Genomic DNA, 19,246 nt, shown 5'->3' on the forward strand with positions numbered 1-19,246 from the left:
CCCGTCCGGTATCGAAGCCCCTCTGGCTGCGCCGAGGAGCGCAGCGTTTCGCGGATCAGGGCTCGCAGCTGTTTGAGCCGAAGGCGAGTTCTGCGAGACCCCGCGAAACGCGAGCACCGCAGGTTGCCCGCAGCGAAGCGGAGGGTCGCAGACAGTGGGGTCGCCTTTTCTTTGCTTACTTTCTTTTGGCGAAGCAAAAGAAAGTAAGTCGCCCGCCGGGGCGAGTCCCGGCCTCGGAAAGCAAAACGACCACCATCCCAAGTCACCCAAAACAACTACATTGCACGCAATTGAATTGCGAACTACAATTCCCCCCATGCCAACGAAACCCCAACCAGACGAGATGCTCAAGCTAGACAACCAGCTCTGCTTCGCCGTCTACTCCGCTTCCTTGGCAATGACCCGCCTCTACAAGCCGTTGCTAGAAAAGCTCCAGCTCACCTACCCTCAATACTTGGTGATGCTCGCCCTCTGGGAGCAAGACGGCCCCACCGTCTCCGCCCTAGGCGAGCGTCTCTCCCTAGATTCCGGCACCCTCACCCCGCTGCTCAAGCGCTTGGAAGCCAACGGCTACGTAGCCCGAGTCCGTGACGTCGCAGACGAGCGCCGCGTGCACATCATGCTCACGGCCACAGGCCGCAAGCTCAAGTCCCGCGCCGCCAACGTCCCCGCCTGCCTCATGGCCGCCGCCGAATGCTCCGTCCCCGAGCTGATCGCCCTCACGCAGCAAATCCAGACTCTGCGCGACCGCATCCGCAAAGCCGCCTGACACACAACCCAATCACAGTTCTCCCCGGCCTCCCAAGGAAGCCCTTTCACCACCCCCCAAGCCAAAGGAAATCACCATGACCACCAAGCTCGACAAAGTTCTCTACACCGCAGAAGCCCACACCGTCGGCGGCCGTGACGGCGCCGGCAAGTCCAGCGACGGCGCCATCGACGTCAAGCTGAGCTCGCCCGGTTCGGGCAAGCCCGGCACCAACCCCGAGCAGCTGTTCGCGGTCGGCTACGCCGCCTGCTTCATCGGCGCCATGAAGGCCGTCGGCCCGAAGATCAGCGTCAAGGTGCCGGAAGAAGTCGCCATCGACTCGAAGGTTTCCCTCGGCCCGACGAACGGCGGCGCGGCCTACGGCATCTCGGTGCAACTGGCGATCTCGCTGCCCGGCCTCGACGACGCACAGAAAAAGCTGCTGGTCGACACGGCCCACCAGGTCTGCCCGTACTCGAACGCCACGCGCGGCAACATCGACGTCGAACTGACGATCGTCTGATTCCGCTCTGACGGTTTCATGAAAAAAAGCGCCCCGGCCACAAGCCGGGGCGCTTTTTTCATGCCCGTCGTGTTCCCTGTCTCACGGGTGACGCCGAAACGCACGCCGAGATAGCGCCTTTCACCAAGCTTGGCTAATGTCGCCGCACGTCCCGCCCGCTAGTCCTCAACACACACCCGTGGAGATCGACCCCATGAGCACCACCCACCTCCTGATCCGCAAAGACCAGCTCGCCACCGCGCGCCTGCACACCGACACCACCGAACGGCCGCTGGCCGACGGGCAGGTGCGCGTGCGCATCGACAGCTTTGCGCTCACCTCCAACAACATCACCTACGCCGCCTTCGGCGATGCGATGAGCTACTGGCAGTTCTTCCCCTCCGAGGAAGAAGGCTGGGGCAGCATCCCGGTGTGGGGCTTCGCGAGCGTGGTGCAGTCGCTGCACCCGGGCGTGGCCGTGGGCGAACGGCTCTACGGCTACTGGCCGATGGCCACGAGCGCGGTGCTCAGCCCCGACCGGCTCTCGCCCGCGCGCTTCACCGACGCGGCGCCGCACCGCGCCGAGCTGCCCGCGGTCTACAACCAGTACTTCCGCTGCAACGCCGACCCGCTGTACACCACCGACACCGAAGACCTGCAGGCGCTGCTGCGCCCGCTGTTCATCACCTCGTGGCTCATCGACGACTTCATGGCCGACAACGATTTCTTCGGTGCCACCACCATGCTGCTGTCGAGCGCGTCGAGCAAGACGGCCTACGGCACGGCCTTCCAGCTGCACCAGCGCGAAGGCATCGAAGTGATCGGCCTCACGTCGCCCGCCAACGTGGCCTTCTGCCAGAGCCTGGGCTGCTACGACCGCGTGGTGACCTACGACGCGCTGAACAGCATCGCCGCCGACACCCCGAGCGTGTACATCGACTTCGCCGGCAACGGCGAGCTGCGCACCGCGATCCACGAGCGCTTCGCCAATCTGAAGTACAGCAGCTCGATCGGCGGCACGCACGTGGAGCAGCTCGCCGCCAAGGGTGCGGGCAAGAGCCTGGCCGGCCCGCGCGCCACACTGTTCTTCGCGCCGGCGCAGATAAAAAAGCGCACCACCGAATGGGGCGCCGACGAGTTCGGGCGGCGCATGGTGGCCGCCTGGCATCACTTCCTTGCCACGGTGACCGACACCAACAACCCCTGGCTGCACACCGAGCACCACTTGGGCGGCGAGGCGGTGCAGGCCGCCTACGCGCAGGTGCTCGCGGGCAAGGGCGACCCGCGCACGGGCCATATCCTTTCGCTTTACAAACAAGCGGGCGCTCGCTGACCGGCACGGGGCGCGTGTGGCGACAATCGCCGCATGACCCCTTCTTCTGTCGCGCCCGCGAACACCCATCCTTACGAGAGCCTCACGCCTGACGTGGTGCTCGACGCGCTCGCGACACTCGGCCTGCACGGCGACGGCCGGCTCACCGGCCTGAACTCCTATGAAAACCGGGTCTACCAGGTGTTCCTGGAAGACCCGAATCCGCATCCTGCGGTGGTGCTCAAGTTCTACCGGCCCGGCCGCTGGAGCGAGGCCGAGATCCTCGAAGAGCACGCCTTCTCGCTCGAACTGGCCGCCGGCGAAGTGCCGGCCGTGCCGCCGCTGGTCTTCGACGGCAAGACGCTGCACCACCACGCCGGCTTTGCCTTCAGCGTGAGCCCCTACCGCGGCGGCCGTGCGCCCGAGCTCGACAACTTCGAGGTGCTCGAATGGGTCGGCCGTTTCCTGGCGCGCATCCACACCGTGGGCAGCGCGAAGCCTTTCGAGGCCCGCCCCGCGCTCGACCTGCAGACCTTCGGCCTGGACTCGCGCGACTGGCTGCTCGAGAACGACAAGATCCCGCTCGACATGCAGCGCGAATGGGAAAAGACCTGCAACGAGGCGCTGGACATGGTCCGCGCGACCGCGCTGGCGCTGCAGCCGCCGGCCTCCGACTTCAAGCCCCGCAAGCTGCGCCTGCACGGCGACGTGCACCCCGGCAACATCCTGTGGACGCCCACCGACCGCCCCGGCGGCGGCCCGCACTTCGTCGACCTGGACGACGCGCGCACGGGCTTTGCGGTGCAAGACCTGTGGATGCTGCTGTCGGGCGACCGCGCGCAGCGCACGGCGCAGCTGTCGGGCCTGCTCGACGGCTACGAGCAGTTCCGCGAATTCGACCGCCGTGAGCTGGCGCTCATCGAGCCGCTGCGCACACTGCGGCTCATCCACTACAGCGCCTGGCTGGCGCGCCGCTGGGAAGACCCGATCTTCCCGATCAACTTTCCGTGGTTCGGCTCCAGCGACTACTGGAAGGGGCAGATCCTCGTGCTGGAAGACCAGTGCGAGCAGATGGCCGAAGAGCCGCTCTACGCGTGATCACTCGGCGGCGTTCGCGGCAAGGCTCTGCGCCACGCCTTCGAGCAGCCGCTCGACCAGCACATTGACCGGCCCGGTGCGCCACACGCCATAAGCCTCCGACTGCGCCACCGCGCGGTCGAGCGGGCGGAACACCGCACCGCGCAGCGCCGAGTGCCGCATCGCCTGCGGCACCAGCGCGACGCCCATGCCCTGCGACACCAGCGACACCACGGCCAGCCAGTGGCGCACCTCGTGGCGCACCTCGGGCGAAAAGCCCGCGTCGGCGCAGATCGAAAGAATGCGCTCGTGGTAATCGGGTGAGGCCTCGCGCGAGAACAACACGAAGGGCTGCGCGCGCAGGTCGGCCGGCGCCAGCACGCGCTTGCGCGCCAACGCATGGCCCGCGGGCAGGCAGGCCACGAAGGGTTCCGACAGCAGCAGCCGGTGCTGCAGCTCGGCCGGCATGCGGCTGGTGTGGACGAAGCCCAGGTCGAGCCGGTCGTGCAGCAGCTCGGCGATCTGCACGCCGGAGTTGAGTTCGCTCAGCGTGATGCGCACCGCCGGATGCCGCGCCTGGAACGCGCGCAGCGCGGGCGGCAGGCCGCGGTAAAGCATGGCGCCGACAAATCCGATGCGCAGCCGGCCCGCCGAACCGGTGGCCACATCGCGCGCCTCCATGGCGGCCTCTTCGGCCTGCAGCAGCACACGCCGCGCCGACACGCGCAGCGCCTCGCCCGCGGGCGTGAGCCGCACTTCCTTGCTGTTGCGCTCGAACAGGCGCGCGCCCACCGAGTCTTCGAGCTGGCGGATCGCCACCGACAGCGGCGGCTGCGAAATGGCCAGCCGGCGCGCAGCGCGCCCGAAGTGCAGCTCTTCGGCGAGCACGGAGAAGTAGCGCAGGTGCCGCAGTTCCATGAATAGCTAAATCAAATCGTACAAGACCAAATCAATATTAGACACGGATCGTTGCCAACTCAACAATGCGGCGAACCAGGAGACGCCCGCATGCCTACATCCGCAGCCACTGCCGCCGCGCACCCCACCGCGCACCCGATCCCCGATCGCCACGGCCAGAACCTCTTCACCACCGACACCGAGCTGCACACGCTGCTCGCGCTGTACCTGCCCGAGGCCCTGCGCACGCACATGCGCCCGCACTTCGAGCGCCTGGGCGGCCTGGCGGGCGGTCTGCTGGACGACCTGGCCGGCACCGCCGACCGCAACCCGCCCACGCTGAAGCAGCGCACGCGCACCGGCGTCGACGAGCAGAAGGTCATCAAGCACCCGGCCTATGTCGAGATGGAGCGCCTGGCGCTCAGCGAGTTCGGCCTGGCCGCCATCTCGCACCGCGACGAGACGCTGGGCTGGCAAGGCAAGATGCCGCCGCTGGTCAAGTACGTGCTGACCTACCTCTTCGTACAGGCCGAGTTCGGCCTGTGCTGCCCGGTCTCGATGACCGACTCGCTCACGCGCACGCTGAAGAAATTCGGCACACCCGAGCTGGTCGCCAAGTACCTGCCGCGCCTGACCTCGCTCGACTTCGACGAATTGGCGCAAGGCGCGATGTTCATGACCGAGCAGGCCGCCGGCTCCGACATCGCCGCCACCGCCACCACCGCGCAACGCCAGGCCGACGGCAGCTGGCGCCTGGCCGGCGACAAGTGGTTCTGCTCCAACCCCGACGCCGGCTTTGCGATGGTGCTGGCGCGCGCCGACGACGCGCCCGCGGGCATGAAGGGCGTGTCGCTGTTCCTTCTGCCGCGCGAACTCGACGATGGCAGCCTCAACCACTACCGCATCATTCGCCTCAAGGACAAGCTGGGCACGCGCTCGATGGCCAGCGGCGAGATCCGCCTCGAAGGCGCGGTGGCCTACCTCGTGGGCGAGGAAGGCCGCGGCTTCCAGCAGATGGCCGACATGGTCAACAACTCGCGCCTGTCGAACGGCGTGCGCTCCGCCGGCCTGATGCGCCGTGCGGTGGCCGAGGCCGAGTACATCGCCTCCGAGCGCCGCGCCTTCGGCCGCGCGCTCGAGCAGATGCCGCTGATGCAGCGCCAGCTCGACAAGCTGCGCGTGCCGTCCGAACAGGCCCGCACGATGGTCTGCCAGACCGCGCAGGCGCTGGCGCGCTCCGACGCCGGCGAGCCCGATGCGTATGCGCTGCTGCGCATCCTCACGCCGCTCATCAAGTTCCGCGCCTGCCGCGACGCGCGCCAGGTCACGGGCGATGCGATGGAAGTGCGCGGTGGCTGCGGCTACATCGAGGAGTGGAGCGACCCTCGCCTCGTGCGCGACGCGCACCTGGGCTCGATCTGGGAAGGCACCAGCAACATCGTCGCGCTCGACGTGATCCGCGCGGTGAAGCGCGAAGGCTCGCTGCCCGTGCTGCGCGCGCACGTCGAGGCCCTGATCAGCAACGCCACCGAACTCACGCCGGCCTTTGCCACCGCGCTGCGCGACACGATGGCGCGCGCCTGCGCCCTGGCCGAGACCGCCGCGCGCGAAGGCGGCGACGTGCTCGCACGCCAGGCCGCGTCGGCGCTGTACCACTGCACCAGCGCCGCCGCGATGGCCTGGGAGGCCTCGGCCGGCGGCTCCGCCGCGCGCCTGCGCTGGGCCCAACTGGTGCTGCTGCACCGCGTGCTGCCGCGCGACCCGCTGGCACCCGATGCGCTGCCCGCCGACTGGCACGCCGCGCTGGTGCGCACGGCCGCCTGACCCCTTTTCGAGAACAACGGAGACAAGAACCCATGCGACACCCCCTCAGCCATTTCCTCAGCGCGGCGGCCACCGCCTGCGCCGCCCTGCTGCTCGCGGCCACGCCCGCCGCGCACGCGCAACCCGGCGCCTTCCCGTCCAAGCCGATGACGCTGGTCGTACCCTTCCCGCCCGGCGGCCCGACCGACGCGATGGCGCGCACGCTCGCCGCCGAGCTGCGCGACAAGCTCGGCCAGCCCATGATCGTGGAGAACCGCGCGGGTGCGGGCGGCAACATCGGCGCCGACTACGTCGCGCGCGCCGAGGCCGACGGCCACACGCTGCTGTTCGGCACCTCGGGCCCACTGGCCATCAACGTCAGCCTGTACCGCAAGATCAGCTACGACCCGACCAAGAGCTTCGCGCCCGTGATCCAGGTCGGCTACCTGCCGAACATCCTGGTGGTGAACCCGGCCCTGCCGGTGAAGAACGTGCCCGAGCTGGTCGCCTACGCCAAGGCCAACCCGGGCAAGCTCAGCTATGCCTCGTCGGGCAACGGCGCCTCGTCGCACCTGGCGGGCGTGCTGTTCAACTCGGTGGCCGGCACCGACCTGCTGCACGTGCCCTACAAGGGCACGGGCCCGGCGCTCAACGACCTGCTGGGCAACCAGGTCAGCATGACCTTCACCGACATCCTCACCGCACTGCCCTACGTCAAGACCGGCAAGCTGCGCGCACTCGGCGTGGCCACAGCGGCCCGTTCACAGGCGCTCCCCGAGGTGCCGACCATCGCCGAGCAAGGCAACAAGGGCTACGACGTGAGCGTGTTCTTCGGCATCGTCGCGCCGGCCGGCACGCCGCCCGACCGCGTAGCCAAGCTCAACCACGCGTTCGCCGAAGTGCTCAACTCGCCGAAGGTGAAGCAGATGTTCGCCGGCCAAGGCCTAGAAGCATCGGCCGACACCTCGCCGCAGAAGCTCGCGCAGTTCATCGCGAGCGAAACGGTCAAGTGGAAAGACGTGGTGAAGAAGTCGGGTGCGCAGCTCGACTGAGCTGAAGCCCTGACCACCCCCGAGGAGACACACCAAAAATGAGACTGCTTTCACGCGCGATCGCCGTGGTCGCGCTGCTGGCCACCGCCGGCGCCGCCACCGCAGAGACCTATCCGCAACGCCCCGTCACGCTGATCGTTCCGTACGCCGCGGGCGGGCCCACCGACCAGCACCTGCGCGCCGTCGCCGACGAGGCCGGCAAGGCCCTCGGCCAGCCCGTGGTGCTCGACAACCGCCCCGGTGCGAGCGGCACCAACGGCGCCGCCGCGCTGGTGCGCGCCGCGCCCGACGGCTACACGCTGGCCGTGCTGCCGGCCTCGGTGTACCGCGAGCCCTTCATCAACAAGGTGGCCTTCGATCCGGCGCGCAGCTTCTCGTACGTGGTGATGCTGTCCGACTACACCTTCGGCCTCGCGGTGAAGGCCGACGCGCCGTGGAAGACCTGGCAAGAGTTCGCGGCCGATGCCGCGCGCCGCCCAGGCAAGCTCAATGTGGGCGCCACGGGTGCGGTCGGCACGCCGCGCATCGTGATGGATGAAGCCGCCGAGATGGCGAAGATCCAGCTCAACATGGTGCCGTTCAAGGGCGACGCCGAAGTGACCAACGCCATCCTCGGCGGCCACATCGACGCCGCGCCGCTCTCGGGCGTGGCCGTGCCGCACATCGACGCCGGCAAGATGCGCTACCTCGTGATGCTCACGCCGCAGCGCGTGAAGCGCTACCCGCAGGTGCCCACGCTGCGCGAACTCGGCGTGGACGCGGTCATCGATTCGCCCTACGGCATCGCCGGCCCGGCCGGCATGGACCCGGCCCGCGTGAAGACCGTGCACGACGCCTTCCGCAAGGCGCTGTCGTCGCCGGCCGGCCTGCGCGTGCTCGAGCAACTGAACCAGCAGGCCAACGCGATGGACCCCGAGCAGTACCGTCGCTACGCGCTGGCCACGACCGCGCGCGAGAAGGAGCGCGTGGCGCGCCTGCGCCAGCGCGGCCTGCTCGACTGACCCCCACACGCACACCATGTCGGACACCGCTTTCGTCAACGAAGCACCGGGCCTGCTGTTCGGCCTGCCCATGCCGATGGCGCGCAGCTTCGCGCTGCGCGGCGAGGCCATCGGCGACGAGCGCGCACGCGTGCGCATGCCCTACAACGCCGACCACGCCAACAGCCGCGGCGACGTGCACGGCGGCGCGATCGCCGTGCTGTTCGACTGCGCGCTCGCCAGCGCCGTGCGTTCGCACGCCCCCACGGCCTTCGGCGTGGTCACCATCGACATCACGGTGCACTACACCGCGCCGTGTGCCGGCGACGTGATCGCCACCGCCGTGTGCGAGCGGCGCGGCCGCGCAATGTGCTTCGCACGCGGCGAAGCACGCAACGCCGACGGCGAACTGCTCGCCATGGCCACCGGCACCTTCAAGCTGGTGCCGCGCACCGCTTCACCCTCTTCCGAGTCCACCCCATGACCACCGCTCCCACTTCGACCGGCGCCCTCGCGGGCATCCGCGTGCTCGACATCTCGCGCATCCTCGGCGGCCCGTACTGCGGCCAGATCCTCGGCGACCACGGCGCCGACGTGCTCAAGGTCGAGCCGCCGCAGGGCGACGACACGCGCACCTGGGGCCCACCCTTCAAGGAAGGCGTGGCCTCGTACTACCACGGGCTGAACCGCAACAAGCGCGTGCAGCACCTGGACTTCTCGACCGAAGAAGGCCGCGAGGGGCTGCTCGCGCTCGTGGCCGAAGCCGACGTGCTGATCGAGAACTTCAAGACCGGCACGATGGAGCGCTGGGGCATCGGCTACGAGGCGCTGTCGCAGCGCTTTCCGCGTCTCGTGTGGTGCCGCGTGTCGGGCTTCGGCGCCGACGGCCCGCTGGGCGCGCTGCCGGGCTACGACGCCGCGGTGCAGGCCATGACCGGCATCATGAGCATCAACGGCGAGGCCGATGGCGGCCCGCTGCGCGTGGGCCTGCCGGTGGTCGACATGGTGACCGGGCTCAACGCCGTCATCGGCGTGCTGCTCGCACTGCAGGAACGGAATCGCAGCGGACGTGGCCAGTTCGTGGAAGCGGCGCTGTACGACAGCGGCCTCTCGCTGCTGCACCCGCACGCGGCCAACTGGTTCATGGACGGCACGGCGCCGCGCCGCACGGGCAACGCGCATCCGAACATCTATCCCTACGACGCGCTGGCCACGGGCACCGCCCCGGTGTTCGTGGCGGTGGGCAACGACCGGCAGTTCGCGAGCTTCTGCCGCTGCATCGGCCTGCCTGCGCTGTCCGACGACCCGCTGTACCGCACTGCCGGCGCGCGCTCGGTGAACCGCGACGGCCTCAAGCAGCAGCTCCAAGCCGCGCTCGCCGCCTTCGACGGCCGCACACTGGTCGACCAGCTGATGGCCGCCGGCGTGCCCGCCGCACCCGTGCTGCCCGTGGCGGATGCGCTGCAGCATCCGCACACGCTGCACCGCGAGATGGTGGTGGAAATGGAAGGCGGCTACCGTGGCATCGGCGCGCCGGTGAAGCTGAGCCGCACACCGGCGAGCTATCGCCATGCGCCGCTGACGCCGGGCGACGCGTTCCTTCCAACGGACGATTCAGCGCAGCACTGAACGCCCGCGGCCGATGCCGTAGTACGCGATGCCGGCGGCTTCGACTTCCGCGGCGTCGTAGATGTTGCGGCCATCGAAGATCGCGGGCGTCTTCAGCGCCCCCACGATCCGCGCGAAATCAGGGCGACGGAACACCGGCCATTCGGTCACGAGCGCCAGCACGTCGGCGCCCTGCAGCGCATCCTCCGGCGTGTCGCACCACTGCACATCGCCGCGCTCGCCGACGATGGCGCGCGCATTCGGCATCGCCGCGGGGTCATGCACCTGCACGCGCGCCCCCGCTCCCCACAACCGCTCCAGCAGCACCAGACTCGGCGCATCGCGCATGTCGTCGGTGTCGGGCTTGAAGGCCAGGCCCCAGAGCGCGATGGTCTTGTTCGCGATGTCGCCTTCGAAGTGATGCGTCATCAGGTCGAACAACCGGCCCTTCTGCTCATGGTTCGCGGCCTCGACGGCTGAGAGGATGCGCAGCACCTGCCCGCCGCGATCGGCCGCGTGCCGCAGCGCGCGCACATCCTTCGCCAGGCACGAGCCGCCGTAGCCCGCGCCCGCCTGCAGGAAATCGGGGCCGATGCGCCGGTCCGAACCGATGCCGCGGCGCACCATCTCGATGTCGGCGCCCGCATGCCCGGCCACGCGCGCCATCTCGTTCATGAAGCTGATGCGGGTCGCGAGCATCGCGTTGGCGGCATATTTGGTGAGTTCGGCCGAACGCCGGTCCATCACCAGCAATTGCTTCGCGGGATCCTTGACGAAGGGCGCGTAGAGCTGCGTCAAGAGATCGATGGCAGCGGGGTCGGCAGCACCAATCACTACACGGTCGGGCTGTCGGCAATCGCGCACGGCCGAGCCTTCGCGCAGGAACTCGGGGTTCACCGCCACCGCGATGCGATGCGCCGCACCGCGTTGCGAAAGCTCGTCGCGCAGCACGGCCTCGACCTGCTCCGCGGTGCCGACCGGCGCGGTGGACTTGCAGACGACCACCGCGTCGCGATCGCGGTGCTGCCCGATGCTGCGCGCCACGGCCATCACGTGCTGCAGATCGACATCGCCTTCGGCATTGGCCGGTGTGTTGACCACGATAAAGAGAACTTCTCCATGCAGGCTCGCGGCGCGCTCGTCGGCCGTGAACCGCAGCGTCCCCGCAGCGAGGCCTTGTGCCGCCAGCGCCTCCAGCCCCGGCTCATGCAGCGGCATCCGGCCCTGTTGCAAGCCTTCGATGCGACTCGCATCGGCGTCTGCACACAGCACGTCGTGCCCGGCTTCGGCAAGGCAGGCTGCGAATGCAAGGCCCACATAACCCGCGCCGAAGATGGTTGCCTTCATGCGCAGCCCCCTTCCTCAAGGCACTGGCAGCAGCGGCGGTTGTGAGATAAAAGCAGGATGCAAGCCTTCAAAACAATGTCCGGACAGGAAAATTCGATGATGCCCGATCAAGTTGCCGCGCGTTGCGCACTGGTCCTGGAGACCAACAACCTGCGCGGCGGAGCGGATGCCGAAGCCGCCGCGAGCACCAGCCTGCAGCGCCTCGTCGCCCTGCTGGCGAAGCAGCAGGTGCCGCTCACGGCCCTGGCCCAGGTGGTCATCACGCACGACGGGCTGAGCGCCGCATCGTGCGAGGCCGTCACGGCGCTGGCGGGCCGGCCCATCGACTTCGTGCGCATCGACGCCGCCACCGGCTACTACGACGCCAAGAACGTCGGCTTCGCGGCCACCGATGGGGCGCGCTGCGACCACGTGGTGTTCGCCGATGCCGATTGCCTGCCCGACGACGACTGGCTGCTGCAGATGCTCATGCCCTTCACGCGCGGTGCCGATGCGCCCGCGGTGGTGGCTGGCCGCACAAGCTACGCGGCCAACATCGTGGGCACCGCGCTCACGACCATCGACTTCATGTATTTCCCCAACGCCGACCACGCGGGCGCCACGAGCAACTTCTACGCGAACAACGTGGCCTTCCGCCGCGACGTGTTCGAGCAGCACAGCTACCAGGCGCTCGACGGCGTGTACCGCGCACACTGCCAGGTGCTGGGCATGCGCCTGAAGGCGGCCAACGTGCCCATCCACTACGCGGCCGCGGCCCACACCGAGCACCGCCTGCCCGACACGCGCGCCGAGGCGCTCAAGCTGCGCTGGATGCGCGGGCAGGACACCTATTCGCTCACGCCGCACCTCTTGCGAAGCTACGTGTCGGCGCGCTGGCAGTGGCTTGCGAACAGCGGACCAATCGGGCCGTTGTGCGTGCTGTTCACGCGGCTCGGGTTCAGCGTGCGCGCGCTCAACCACCAGGACCTGCCTCCGCTGCGCGGCCTGCGCTGGCTCGCGGGCGTGGCGTTGATCGTGGGTTTCTCGGCCATCGACATGCTGGGCGCTTTCGCGCGCGGCATCGGCTTGCACACGACCGGCCGCACCAACGCGGATGCGCAGGCGCTGTCCTACCATCGCCCGACATGAACAAGAAAAACATCCTCTGCCTTCTCGTGCTGGCAGGCGCATGCGTCACAGCCGGTGCCGCCGACTTCACCGGCCGCGGCATCTTCAACTTCAAGTCCGACAGCGGCTGCCCCTTCTCCGCGCTCGCGGGCCCCGCCAACGATTGCAACCGCCTCGCGCTCGACGATGCCGACACGCGCGCCGCACTCGACAGCGCGGCGCACACCCTGCGCTTTGCGAACCCGCGCATCTATGGCCAGAAGACCATCGTGGGCGACGTGCTGCTGCAAGGCTCCGGCCAGTCACGCAACAGCGGCCAGCGCGTGCCGCTGACCTTCCATGCGCTCGTGAGCCGCTCGGGCAGCGAGTGGTCGGTGAGCAGCCATGCGCACTCACCCGTCGGCGGCGAATTCAGCGACATCCGCATCGACCCGTACCAGGTCGTGGTGATCGAGGGCGGCGCGGAGCGCGTGGTGCTCACGCCGGCGCAGATCGGCGAGACGCTCTCCAGGCCCTCGATCGCCGCGCGACTCGCCAACGAGATCGTGCAGGTGCAGGACAACCGGACGGGCGGCGCGACCGATGCCGACATCACCGTCGGCCTCGGCCTGAGCCGCGCCTCCAAGTCGGTGGCGCGTGCGCGTTTCCGCGCGCCTTTGGCCAAGGGCATCGAACTTTCCGAAGCGATGCGGCAAGGCAACTGGTCGCTCGAACTGCAGGCGCTGAGCGGGCAGATCCCGCGCCAGGTGGTGCAGCGCGACCTGTTCCTCTATGGGCTCGAATCCCAGTCGCTGCTGCAGCCGTTGATGCAGCGCGGCTTCAAGAAGAACGAGAAACTGGTGCTCGGCGCCGCGGGCGGCAAGGGCTATGTGCGCTACGACGGCCAGCAGCGCGAGTTCGCCGGCGCCGATGCCTCGGCGCGCGCCTTCCTTCAGGACAGCTTCATCGGCCTCGTGCTCGGTTGGCAGCAACAACAACAGCCGCAGCCGCCGGTGGCCAAGGCCAATGGACGCTGAGACTGCCCAGACGAACGCGGCATTCGACTGCCTCGCACCGCCGCGGTTGCATGGCTGGCCGGCGCTGCAGGCGCGGCTGGTGCACCACATCAAGCGCGCCGCCCTGCGCCAGATGCATGCGAGCCGTGCCGGTGAAGTGATGTTGCTGCGTCTCTACCTCGTCGGCGAGGAGTCGTCCGAACAGGCGCTGCAGCGCGAGCTGCGCACCAGCGCGCCCGAGTGGCTCACACGCCAGCTCGACCAGCACCTGGCAGACGAGCAGCTGCATGCGCGCCTCTTCGCCGACGCCATCGTCGAACGCGGCGGCACCGCGCAGGCGGCTGCATCTCCCGAAGAAGCACCGCAGCCCGACTGGCTGAGTCAGCGCAAGCTCGCACGCTGGCAGCGCCTCATCCAGCGCCATGCGCCGCACTTCGCGCACGGCGGTCTCGTGCCGGCCTATGCGATCGGACTTGCCGCCGAGCAGATGGCCTCGCGCATCCTGCAGCGCCACTGCGCGCTGATCGGACCGCAGCATGCGCTGCACCCCTTGCTCACGCGCGTGCTCGCGGATGAAGATCGCCACATCCGCCTGTGCAGCCACACGCTGCAGCGCTGCGTGGCGCCGCACGAAGAAGCCAGGCTCGCGCAACTGATGCACGAGGTGCGCGACACCGAGCGCGGCTTCGGCATCACCGGCGCGCTGGGCATGTACGTCGCGGGCCTGGCCTTGCGCCTGCGCCCCGGCCGTGCACGGCCGGTCGCCGCCTGAGTCCATCGATGCCGCCGCGCATCGTCTACCTTGCGACCGCGGACGCGCGCGGCCACCTGATGCGCGCGCAGCTCATCGCGCATTCGCTGCGCGCGGCGGGCGCCAGCGTGCAGGTGCTCACCACCTCCGACGAAGGTGCGCGTTTTCTCGCGGGCTTCGGCATCGAGGCGCCGGTGCTCTCGCGCCACTACGCGGTGCAGTTCGACCACGAGCAGAACATGCTGCGCCGCGAGACCGACCGCAACGTGGCGCACTACGTGTTCCGGCCAGGTCGCATGCTGCGCGACATCCTGCGGCTGCGCGCGTGGTTCCGCGATGCGGACCTGGTGGTGAACGACTCCTTCCACCCCGCGCTGCTCTTCATGGGCTGGATGCCCGGCTGGCGGCGCAAGGTCGTGCATGTGTACGGCGCGAGCCTGCGGCATGCGCTGGAGACCAATTTCAGCGGGCGCATGCCGGCGTGGATGGCGGGCATCTTCGGCCGCATCGTCGCGTGGCAGATCGACCGCAGCCGCGCGCGCATCGCGCACGACTTCGCCTACGGCGAGCCGCAGGACGACGGCTGCGGCGGTCACCAGCTCGCCACGCCGGTGGCGGTGATGGGCACCGACACGGAAGCGCACGACGACCTCGCGCCGCAGGCCGCGGTCTACCTGAATCCGCATTTCCAGGAGGCCGCGCTGGCCGATGGCCTGGAGCGCGGGCTGGCCGATGCGCGCGTGCCGACGCACCTTGTCGGCGAGGGCTATGCGCAGCGCGCGGGCTGGCATGCGCAGGACGGACAATGGATCGAGCGGGCCGCGCGCAGCGCCTTCATCGTCTCGGCGCCCGGCATGGCGGCGCTGTCTGTCGCGGCGGTGTACCGCAAGCCGATCCTGCTGCTCCTGACCGACCAGCCCGAGCAGGCGATCAATGCGCAGCGCGCCGCGCACCTGGGCCTGCACCATCGCATCGTGGTGTGGCAGGGCCGCACCGGGGATTTCGCGCACGCCGTGACGACGGCCGCCGGCGAATTGCTCGCGCTGGCCGACAACGGTGATGCCCACCAAACGGCGCAGAAGGGGCGTCAGGCCGCCATCGCAAGGCTGGAGCACTGGACGGTGCTGCTCCACAGCCTGGCGGCGGCAGCGCCGCCAGTTTGATCAGTCGAGCAGCAAGCCGAGATCCTTGATCAACGGATGCCAGCGCGCCGTTTCGTCGCCGACGAGCGCCTCGAACTGGGCCGGCGTGCTGCCCACCGGCTCGACGCCGGACTCGGCGAGCTTGCGCAGCACCGCCGGGTTGTGGATCGCGCTGGTCACCGCTTGCTGCAGCCGCGCCACCAGCTCGGTCGGCGTACCCGCGGGGTACGGCACGATCCAGCGGATCGGCCTGGACGGGAAATCGCGCTGCGCGTGCGCTGCCCGGGCCAACGTGCCCGACACGGCCGCGAGGGCCAGTGCCGCAAGCTTGCGTCGGGACAGGCCGGGCATCACCTCACGCGGCGCGGCTGGTCTTCAGGCCTTGGCCTGCGGCCCATGTTGCGACGTCTTCGCGCTTGATGGCGGCAGCCATGAGCCCCGGAAACGCATCCGGCGTGCAGGCGAACGACGGCACGCCCAGCGCGGCGAGCTTGGCGGCCAGGTCGCGGTCGTACGAGGGCGCGCCCTCGTCGCTGAGCGCCAGCAGTGCGATGAACTGCACGCCGGCTTCCACCAGCTGGTGAGCGCGGCGCAGCAGGCCGTCTTCCACGCCGCCTTCGTACAGGTCGGAGATCAGGATCAGGATGGTGTTGCGCGGCTCGCGCACCAGCGTCTGGCAGTAGCCCACGGCGCCGTTGATGTCGGTGCCGCCGCCCAGCTGCACGCCGAACAGCAGGTCGACCGGGTCTTGCAGCTGCTCGGTCATGTCGACCACGGCAGTGTCGAACACCACCAGCTTGGTCGACACCGCCGGCAGGCTCGCCATGACGGCACCGAAGATGCTCGAATAGACGACCGACGCGGCCATGGAGCCGCTCTGGTCGATGCACAGGATCACTTCGCGCTGCGGCTGGCGCGCCTTGCGGCCGTAGCCGATCAGCGTCTGCGGCACCACCGTGCGGTACTCGGGTTGCCAGTGGCGCAGGTTGGCGCGGATGGTGCGGTGCCAGTCGATCTCCGAATGGCGCGGGCGGCGGTTGCGCTGGCTGCGGTTGAGCGCGCCGCTCACGGCGCTGCGCATCGGCTCCTCGAGCTTCTTCATGAGCTCGTCGACCACCTTGCGCACCACGGCGCGCGCCGTGTCCTTGGTGCCGGCCGGGATCACGCTCGCGAGCGCCACGAGGTTGGCGACCAGGTGCACGTCGGGCTGCGCGTTCTCGAGCATCTCGGGCTGCAGCAGCATCTGGCGCAGGTTGAGCCGCTCCATCGCGTCGCGCTGCATGACCTGCACCACCTGGCTCGGAAAGTACTTGCGGATGTCGCCGAGCCAGCGCGCCACGCTGGGCGCCGAATCGCCCCGACCGCCGCGCTGCCCGCCCTGGCCGAGGCCGCGCCGGCCGTCGGCTTCGTAGAGCGCGGCCAGCGCCTGGTCGATCTCGCGCACGCGGCCTTCGATGGCACCGCAGCTCGCGTTCGCTTCGCTGCCGAGCACGAGGCGCCAGCGCTGCAGGCGGTCGGTGGGCGGCAGGGTTTGTTCTTCGTCGTCGATGGGCGTTGGATTCGCGCTCATGCCTTCACTCCCAGCAGTTCCCGCAGCAGCGGCAGCGCGAGCACCGCGCGTGATTCGTCCCAGTCGGTGGCGGCCACCGCCGACGGCAAAGTGCCGCCGACCGCGCCGCGTTTCGCACGCTCGCCGAGCGCGCGCCGGTCGGCGCCCGAGAAGTCCGCGAAGCTGCGCCGCACCAGCGGCAACACCTGCACGAAGTGCTCTTCGCCGAGCCCCGCGAGCCAGCCGTCGACCAGCGACCACACGGCATCGTCGTGCAGCAACACCATCGCGTTGCGGTTGAGAAAGCCTTCGAGCCACGCCGCCGCATCGGTCGGCGGCGCGCCGGCCGAGAGGTTGCGCGCGAGTTGCTGCGAAGCGCCGTCGCTGTCGATCTGCGCGTCGTCGAGCAGCAGCCGGCAGCTCACGCCGCGCAGCAGCGGTGCGCCGGTTTCGCCGAAGGCGATGGCACGCAATGCGTTGCGCCAGGCGGTGGTGGTGTCTTCGCCGTCACGCAGGCGCACCGCGTCGTGCGCGCCGATGAGGCGGATGCGCAGCGACTCGGCGGCTTCGGCGTCGAGCGCGCCGCACGCAATCGGCAGGCCGATGGCGCCGCGCACGATGAGGCTGTCGAGCACGTGCGAGAGCAGCGCGCTGTCGGTCTGGCGCACGCTGCCGTAGCGGAACACGTTGGCCAGCGGCGGCACGGCGCCGATGAGCTGCACAGCATCGCCGGTGAGCGCGGCGCGGTCTTCGAGCGCGCGGGTCACGGCCTGCACGGCCACGGGCAGGTCGGCCAGCAGCACGGTGTCGACCTGCTCGGCCAGCGCGGTGAGCGAGGTCTCGGCCGCGAGCCCTTCCATCACGCGCGCGCTGGCGGCATGCGCCACGGTGGCGCCGAAGCGGCTGGCCTCGATGACACGCAGCGCGAACTCGGGTTGCCACTGCAGCTGCCACACCTCGTGGAAGGTGCCGCGGCTCGCGCGCTGGCCGGCCGTGACCTCGCCCCACGGCAGGTCGAGCAGCCGCAGGCGGTGCAGCAGGTGGCTGCGTGCCAGGTCGTTGGGCTGGCGCAGGTCGAGGTCGAGCGTCTTCGCGGTGGCTTCGGGCTTGAGGCGCAGGCTCTTCTGCGCCTGTTCGAGGTCGCGCTGCAGCGGCACGGTGGGCACGTCGGCCGGCACCTGGCCCATGCGGTCGCCGACCGTGAGGCGTTCGCGGATGAGCGTGAGCGGCGCCTGCTCGCCCATGCAGATCACGCTGCGCACGGCCTCGTCGAGCTCGGGCAGGCCGGGCGCGGGGCGCTCGCGCAATGCGGCCAGCGTGTCGGCCAGGCGCGTGGCTTCGATGAGGTGGGCGGACGAACAGTCGAGGTCGTGCTCGCGCAGCAAGCGCGCGACGCGTGCGAGCCAGCCGGTGCTGCGCCCCGCCACCTCGTGCCCCTGCTGCCACAGGTGCTCGTACCAGCCCGGCGAATCGATGCCCGCGCCGTAGCCGCTGGCACTCGTGAGGTGGCGGTACGTCCACGGCACCCAGGTCGCGAGCACCTTGAGTTTGGGCAAGCCCTTGAGCAGCGCGGCATCGGCCTTGGCGGTGGCCGCGCCCTGCAGCGCAGGCACGTGCCACGCACCGCAGACGACGGCGATGCGCTGGTGGCCGGCCTTGACGGCCTCGCGGATCGATTGCCGCATGAAGGCTTCGCGCCGCTGCTCGCGTTCCATCGCGCGCACGCCGCGCCGGTCTTCGGGCGTTTCGGCGCGCACGGCGGTCATGGCTTCGGCGATGGCGCCGAACAGGTCTTCGCCGTCGCCGCGCTCCTCGACCATGTGGTTCCACCAGCTCTCGCCGTCGGCATAGCCGGCGGCATGGGCGAGCCAGTCGAAGGGGTCGTCGGGCAGCGTGTTTGCGGCTTGTTCTTCCTCGGGGGCTTCGACCGTTTCGACGACCGGCACCGTGTCGGTCTCGTCATCGTCGAGCGGTGTTTCTTCGGGCGCTTCGGCCTTGGCTTCGTCGGCCGCGCGTGCGGCCTGCTCGATCGCCATGCGGTGCGCCTGCGGCAGGTCGATGAAGCGCGTGGGCACGCCGCGCGCGGCGCCCCACTGCAGCGCCTGCCACTCGGGCGAGAAGGTGGCGAAGGGATAGAACGCGGCCAGGCCCGTGTCTTCGCTCGCGTGGATCAGCACCGCGACCGGCGGTTGCAGGTCGGCATGCGCGAGAAAAGACAGCAGCGGTTCGGCCTCGGGCGGGCCCTCGACGAGGATGCAGTCGGGCTGCAGCGACTCGAAGGCGCGCAGCAGGCTGCGCGCACAGCCGGGGCCGTGGTGGCGGATGCCGAAGTAGTGCAGCGGCGAAGGCGCCGCGCTCGTGCTCATGCGCCGGCCC

At 69.6% G+C, this 19,246-nt stretch carries 18 protein-coding genes; 13 read left to right on the forward strand and 5 right to left on the reverse strand.

Annotation, left to right across the window (positions count from 1 at the left end; all coding sequences use genetic code 11):
* The first annotated feature begins 316 nt into the window (after nt 1-316).
* From IG196_RS28460 to IG196_RS28475, 4 genes are all read left to right on the forward strand, one after another.
* Entirely contained in the window at nt 317-769 is a 453-nt protein-coding gene (locus IG196_RS28460; RefSeq protein ID WP_192193955.1) for a MarR family winged helix-turn-helix transcriptional regulator, read from the forward strand.
* A gap of 76 nt (nt 770-845) precedes the next feature.
* Nucleotides 846-1,271 (forward strand): organic hydroperoxide resistance protein, encoded by a 426-nt coding sequence (locus IG196_RS28465; RefSeq protein WP_062481095.1) that lies wholly within the window; start codon nt 846-848, stop codon nt 1,269-1,271.
* Between the two features lie 193 nt (nt 1,272-1,464).
* A complete protein-coding gene (locus IG196_RS28470; protein WP_192193956.1) occupies nt 1,465-2,583 on the forward strand; it encodes a DUF2855 family protein in 1,119 nt (372 codons plus the stop codon).
* 33 nt (nt 2,584-2,616) lie between these two features.
* Nucleotides 2,617-3,660 (forward strand): serine/threonine protein kinase, encoded by a 1,044-nt coding sequence (locus tag IG196_RS28475; protein WP_101491379.1) that lies wholly within the window; start codon nt 2,617-2,619, stop codon nt 3,658-3,660.
* On the opposite strand, the gene IG196_RS28480 is transcribed toward IG196_RS28475, so the two are convergent.
* Nucleotides 3,661-4,557 (reverse strand): LysR family transcriptional regulator, encoded by an 897-nt coding sequence (locus tag IG196_RS28480; RefSeq protein WP_192193957.1) that lies wholly within the window; start codon nt 4,555-4,557, stop codon nt 3,661-3,663.
* Between the two features lie 90 nt (nt 4,558-4,647).
* Here IG196_RS28480 and IG196_RS28485 point away from each other — a divergent pair, with 90 nt between their 5' ends.
* The 5 genes from IG196_RS28485 to IG196_RS28505 are packed head-to-tail and all read left to right on the forward strand — an operon-like array spanning nt 4,648 to nt 10,000.
* On the forward strand, nt 4,648-6,360 hold the full coding sequence (locus IG196_RS28485; protein ID WP_192193958.1) for an acyl-CoA dehydrogenase family protein: 1,713 nt from the start codon (nt 4,648-4,650) through the stop codon (nt 6,358-6,360).
* A gap of 32 nt (nt 6,361-6,392) precedes the next feature.
* The gene (locus IG196_RS28490) at nt 6,393-7,391 is read left to right on the forward strand and encodes a Bug family tripartite tricarboxylate transporter substrate binding protein (protein WP_192193959.1); all 999 of its coding nucleotides are present in this window, start codon (nt 6,393-6,395) and stop codon (nt 7,389-7,391) included.
* 38 nt (nt 7,392-7,429) lie between these two features.
* Complete coding sequence (locus IG196_RS28495) at nt 7,430-8,392, forward strand: tripartite tricarboxylate transporter substrate binding protein (RefSeq protein ID WP_192193960.1); 963 nt, start codon at nt 7,430-7,432, stop codon at nt 8,390-8,392.
* A gap of 16 nt (nt 8,393-8,408) precedes the next feature.
* Nucleotides 8,409-8,855, forward strand: coding sequence for a PaaI family thioesterase (locus tag IG196_RS28500; RefSeq protein WP_192193961.1), 447 nt, complete (start codon nt 8,409-8,411; stop codon nt 8,853-8,855).
* A complete protein-coding gene (locus IG196_RS28505) occupies nt 8,852-10,000 on the forward strand; it encodes a CaiB/BaiF CoA transferase family protein (RefSeq protein WP_192193962.1) in 1,149 nt (382 codons plus the stop codon). Before IG196_RS28500 ends, IG196_RS28505 begins: the two co-directional genes overlap by 4 nt.
* Here the strand turns inward: IG196_RS28505 and IG196_RS28510 are convergent.
* Nucleotides 9,986-11,326: a UDP-glucose dehydrogenase family protein gene (locus IG196_RS28510; RefSeq protein WP_192193963.1), complete on the reverse strand. Its 1,341-nt coding sequence runs from the start codon at nt 11,324-11,326 to the stop codon at nt 9,986-9,988. The two genes, IG196_RS28505 and IG196_RS28510, sit on opposite strands and share 15 nt — an antisense overlap.
* Nucleotides 11,327-11,422: 96 nt before the next feature.
* On the opposite strand from IG196_RS28510, the gene IG196_RS28515 reads away from it, so the two are divergent.
* The 4 genes from IG196_RS28515 to IG196_RS28530 are packed head-to-tail and all read left to right on the forward strand — an operon-like array spanning nt 11,423 to nt 15,342.
* Nucleotides 11,423-12,454 (forward strand): glycosyltransferase, encoded by a 1,032-nt coding sequence (locus IG196_RS28515; protein WP_192193964.1) that lies wholly within the window; start codon nt 11,423-11,425, stop codon nt 12,452-12,454.
* Nucleotides 12,451-13,449 carry a hypothetical protein gene (locus IG196_RS28520; RefSeq protein WP_192193965.1) on the forward strand — a complete coding sequence of 333 codons (999 nt, stop codon included), beginning with the start codon at nt 12,451-12,453 and terminating at the stop codon, nt 13,447-13,449. The genes IG196_RS28515 and IG196_RS28520 overlap by 4 nt, the downstream gene beginning before the upstream one ends.
* Nucleotides 13,439-14,200 (forward strand): hypothetical protein, encoded by a 762-nt coding sequence (locus IG196_RS28525; RefSeq protein WP_192193966.1) that lies wholly within the window; start codon nt 13,439-13,441, stop codon nt 14,198-14,200. Before IG196_RS28520 ends, IG196_RS28525 begins: the two co-directional genes overlap by 11 nt.
* A gap of 8 nt (nt 14,201-14,208) precedes the next feature.
* Nucleotides 14,209-15,342, forward strand: coding sequence for a hypothetical protein (locus tag IG196_RS28530; protein ID WP_192193967.1), 1,134 nt, complete (start codon nt 14,209-14,211; stop codon nt 15,340-15,342).
* On the opposite strand, the gene IG196_RS32170 is transcribed toward IG196_RS28530, so the two are convergent.
* Genes IG196_RS32170 through IG196_RS28545 form a run of 3 tightly spaced genes read right to left on the reverse strand, consistent with a single transcriptional unit; the run spans nt 15,343 to nt 19,236 of the window.
* On the reverse strand, nt 15,343-15,672 hold the full coding sequence (locus IG196_RS32170) for a tripartite tricarboxylate transporter substrate-binding protein (protein WP_225616835.1): 330 nt from the start codon (nt 15,670-15,672) through the stop codon (nt 15,343-15,345).
* Nucleotides 15,673-15,676: 4 nt separating this feature from the next.
* Nucleotides 15,677-16,891, reverse strand: a complete 1,215-nt coding sequence (locus tag IG196_RS28540) for a VWA domain-containing protein (protein ID WP_192193968.1) — start codon at nt 16,889-16,891, stop codon at nt 15,677-15,679.
* Nucleotides 16,888-19,236 (reverse strand): DUF5682 family protein, encoded by a 2,349-nt coding sequence (locus IG196_RS28545; RefSeq protein ID WP_192193969.1) that lies wholly within the window; start codon nt 19,234-19,236, stop codon nt 16,888-16,890. The genes IG196_RS28540 and IG196_RS28545 overlap by 4 nt, the downstream gene beginning before the upstream one ends.
* Nucleotides 19,237-19,246: the final 10 nt, after the last annotated feature.

It is taken from the genome of Variovorax sp. 38R (assembly GCF_014843395.1).
In the GTDB taxonomy this organism is placed as follows: Bacteria; Pseudomonadota; Gammaproteobacteria; order Burkholderiales; family Burkholderiaceae_C; genus Variovorax; species Variovorax paradoxus_H.

Bases quoted from the DNA above. Each gene is read 5' to 3' on its own strand.
- IG196_RS28460 (WP_192193955.1), top strand. From the start codon at position 317: ATGCCAACGAAACCCCAACCAGACGAGATGCTCAAGCTAGACAACCAG.
- IG196_RS28465 (WP_062481095.1), top strand. From the start codon at position 846: ATGACCACCAAGCTCGACAAAGTTCTCTACACCGCAGAAGCCCACACC.
- IG196_RS28470 (WP_192193956.1), top strand. From the start codon at position 1,465: ATGAGCACCACCCACCTCCTGATCCGCAAAGACCAGCTCGCCACCGCG.
- IG196_RS28475 (WP_101491379.1), top strand. From the start codon at position 2,617: ATGACCCCTTCTTCTGTCGCGCCCGCGAACACCCATCCTTACGAGAGC.
- IG196_RS28480 (WP_192193957.1), bottom strand. From the start codon at position 4,557: ATGGAACTGCGGCACCTGCGCTACTTCTCCGTGCTCGCCGAAGAGCTG.
- IG196_RS28485 (WP_192193958.1), top strand. From the start codon at position 4,648: ATGCCTACATCCGCAGCCACTGCCGCCGCGCACCCCACCGCGCACCCG.
- IG196_RS28490 (WP_192193959.1), top strand. From the start codon at position 6,393: ATGCGACACCCCCTCAGCCATTTCCTCAGCGCGGCGGCCACCGCCTGC.
- IG196_RS28495 (WP_192193960.1), top strand. From the start codon at position 7,430: ATGAGACTGCTTTCACGCGCGATCGCCGTGGTCGCGCTGCTGGCCACC.
- IG196_RS28500 (WP_192193961.1), top strand. From the start codon at position 8,409: ATGTCGGACACCGCTTTCGTCAACGAAGCACCGGGCCTGCTGTTCGGC.
- IG196_RS28505 (WP_192193962.1), top strand. From the start codon at position 8,852: ATGACCACCGCTCCCACTTCGACCGGCGCCCTCGCGGGCATCCGCGTG.
- IG196_RS28510 (WP_192193963.1), bottom strand. From the start codon at position 11,326: ATGAAGGCAACCATCTTCGGCGCGGGTTATGTGGGCCTTGCATTCGCA.
- IG196_RS28515 (WP_192193964.1), top strand. From the start codon at position 11,423: ATGATGCCCGATCAAGTTGCCGCGCGTTGCGCACTGGTCCTGGAGACC.
- IG196_RS28520 (WP_192193965.1), top strand. From the start codon at position 12,451: ATGAACAAGAAAAACATCCTCTGCCTTCTCGTGCTGGCAGGCGCATGC.
- IG196_RS28525 (WP_192193966.1), top strand. From the start codon at position 13,439: ATGGACGCTGAGACTGCCCAGACGAACGCGGCATTCGACTGCCTCGCA.
- IG196_RS28530 (WP_192193967.1), top strand. From the start codon at position 14,209: ATGCCGCCGCGCATCGTCTACCTTGCGACCGCGGACGCGCGCGGCCAC.
- IG196_RS32170 (WP_225616835.1), bottom strand. From the start codon at position 15,672: ATGCCCGGCCTGTCCCGACGCAAGCTTGCGGCACTGGCCCTCGCGGCC.
- IG196_RS28540 (WP_192193968.1), bottom strand. From the start codon at position 16,891: ATGAGCGCGAATCCAACGCCCATCGACGACGAAGAACAAACCCTGCCG.
- IG196_RS28545 (WP_192193969.1), bottom strand. From the start codon at position 19,236: ATGAGCACGAGCGCGGCGCCTTCGCCGCTGCACTACTTCGGCATCCGC.